Raw genomic sequence first — 2,297 nt, forward strand, 5'->3', positions numbered from 1 at the left:
GGCGGATTTTGGCTATGGTTCCCGTCACGATGGTGAGCGTTATCTGGTGCATCTGTGTGAAATGTGTTTTTTCGGTATACTCGCAACAATGAGGGAGATGCATCGCGGGGAACATATGTTTGACGATAACTATGAGGCTGCAAACCCAGACACATTTGGGCGTGATTATTCTAATAGGGAGATAATCTGAATAGTATGCCCCTATATTCGAGGTTGTGTGGAGAGAACTATTTCCTATCATCGACTCATTCTGTGAGCCAATGATATTGTCCTATCGGCTCATTTCGTGAGCCGAACAAGATCCTTCATCGGCTCATCTGGTGAGGTGGTCTCAACGCTCACTACCACTTGGATTTAATTTTTAGCTACATAGTTTCATAGCAGATTGGAGCTAGGCCAATAAGTAGATCCAAACGCAATTTAGCTCACGAATTTTAAATGATGCTATTTTTTGAGTCATCTTGGTGCCAAAAACAGTGGAGCTGATGCTGGGATTGAGAGATAATTTCACTGATATAAAAGTGTGATACATGAGGATAAAAATGAACGATTTTTTGAAAACTTTGTTGAATATCCGTAGTCTGCGAGCTGCATTGCGTGAGTTGTCATTTGAGCAACTGGTCGAAGTTAAAGAAAAATTGGATGAGGTTTTTGCTGAGCGTGAGCAGCAAGAAACCAAATTGAGAGAGGAATCTGCCGAGCGCCTGCAAAAACTGGCTGAGTTTGCCGAGCTGCTGAAAGGCGCTGGCATAGATCCGAGTGAGCTGGTTGGTACTGCAACCACTGCAAAAGCAGAGGGTACAGTAAAGAGCAAGCGCGCTCCCCGTCCTGCAAAATACAAATACATCGAAGATGGCCAGGAAAAGACCTGGACTGGTCAGGGCCGCATGCCCAAGACCATCTCAGAAGCAGTGGCTAATGGTCGAGCATTGGAAGAGTTCTTGATCTAGTGCTGAGAGCCCATGCCTGCTCGGCGTGGGCCTTTAATTCTATCTGTAGTAGGAGCACCGTATGGGGAGGACATTAGAGGATATCATCGAGTCGGAATCATCCGAGGTAGTCCAGAGAGCCAAGGAGCATGCCGAAGAGCTGCGAGTTCGTATCGCTGTGACCAAACTGCTTTCAAATATCGGGGCGGGTGATGTTCCTGAAATTGATGCCGATGTTCTAAATAGTTTATTGTCGCTCAAAAGGTCTGTTGAGAGATATGACTGTCGGCTGAGTTTACTCGTTCATATGCCTGACGGCACTCATCATGGTGTCAACATTTAACTAAATAGCATCATTAGTACGTTAATCGCAGATCTCATCTACCAAATGAAATTAACGCCCCATGGCGATGCTTTTTCAAACTCCCTCGGTGTGCAAGCGGATCTGATAGCGTGTATTGCGTCCGCCACCAGGTAATTTCTCAAGGCACCCTCTCTCCACCAATTCACCCAGATGACGTGTAGCCGTCGCCTTGCTGACTCCGGCGACTTTTTGATATTGGCTGGCGTTGATGCCATTTTCAAAACCTTGTTGGCCGCCATCCAATAAACGGTTAATAACCTTGGTTTGCTCTGGACTCAGACCATCATGACAGTGCTGCAACCAGAAATGTTTTTTGGCAAGAGAACGGTCAATAACCTGTAATGCCAGCTCTAAGGTGTAATCCAGTGTGTCGAGGAACCAACAGAGCCAGGATGTGATATCCAGCGTGCCCCTCTGCGCTGACTCAAGCGTCATATAGTAGTCACCTCGCCGCTCTAGAATTGCAACTGACATGGCATACAGACGGATGCTGTGGCTGTCAGCCTGTGACAGCGCGAGATCGGTCAATGCCCGCGTGAGCCGCCCATTGCCATCATCAACGGGATGCAGGGTCACGAACCAGAAATGACAGATCGCCGCACGAAGCAGTGGATCCATCGTGGGGTCATGCTGAGTCTGGTTAAACCAGGGGATGAACTCGGCCAGTTGATCGTCCAGAGCGGCTCTGGGTGGAGCCTCAAAATGCACGGTAGGGCGATCAACACGCCCAGAGACAACCAGCATCGGCTCATCTCCTCGCAACTGCCCTACGTTCATTGGCTGTACCGACCATTCGTTGACAGGGAACAGCCAACGATGCCATTGGTAAAGTCGTTCAATTGTCAGTGGTTGTTCATGGTTGTCGATGGCGTCCAGTATCATGGCCGCGAGCCCCTCTGAGCGCTCTGATACTGGATAGGACTGAGTTTGTGAGCTCCCTAACCGCCTAGCCAGGGAAGATCGCACGGATTGGGCATTGAGACGTTCGCCTTCGATAGCGGACG

Annotated in this window: 3 protein-coding genes and 1 pseudogene; 3 read left to right on the top strand and 1 reads right to left on the bottom strand. The window is 48.8% G+C overall.

Annotated features, from left to right (window positions below; genetic code table 11):
- The 3 genes and pseudogenes from AAHA41_RS22545 to AAHA41_RS22555 all read left to right on the top strand — a co-directional run.
- A pseudogene (locus AAHA41_RS22545) lies at nucleotides 1-190 on the top strand (hypothetical protein); the annotation flags it as partial.
- Nucleotides 191-542: 352 nt separating this feature from the next.
- Nucleotides 543-950 carry an H-NS family nucleoid-associated regulatory protein gene (locus AAHA41_RS22550; RefSeq protein WP_139441704.1) on the top strand — a complete coding sequence of 136 codons (408 nt, stop codon included), beginning with the start codon at nucleotides 543-545 and terminating at the stop codon, nucleotides 948-950.
- Between the two features lie 61 nt (nucleotides 951-1,011).
- Nucleotides 1,012-1,272 (top strand): hypothetical protein, encoded by a 261-nt coding sequence (locus AAHA41_RS22555; RefSeq protein WP_042020035.1) that lies wholly within the window; start codon nucleotides 1,012-1,014, stop codon nucleotides 1,270-1,272.
- Between the two features lie 75 nt (nucleotides 1,273-1,347).
- Here AAHA41_RS22555 and AAHA41_RS22560 read toward each other — a convergent pair.
- Nucleotides 1,348-2,297: Fic family protein (locus AAHA41_RS22560; RefSeq protein ID WP_342697348.1), on the bottom strand; the 950-nt coding region annotated here is incomplete at its 5' end.

It is taken from the genome of Aeromonas sp. SER, from assembly GCF_038739615.1.
In the GTDB taxonomy this organism is placed as follows: Bacteria; Pseudomonadota; Gammaproteobacteria; order Enterobacterales; family Aeromonadaceae; genus Aeromonas; species Aeromonas jandaei.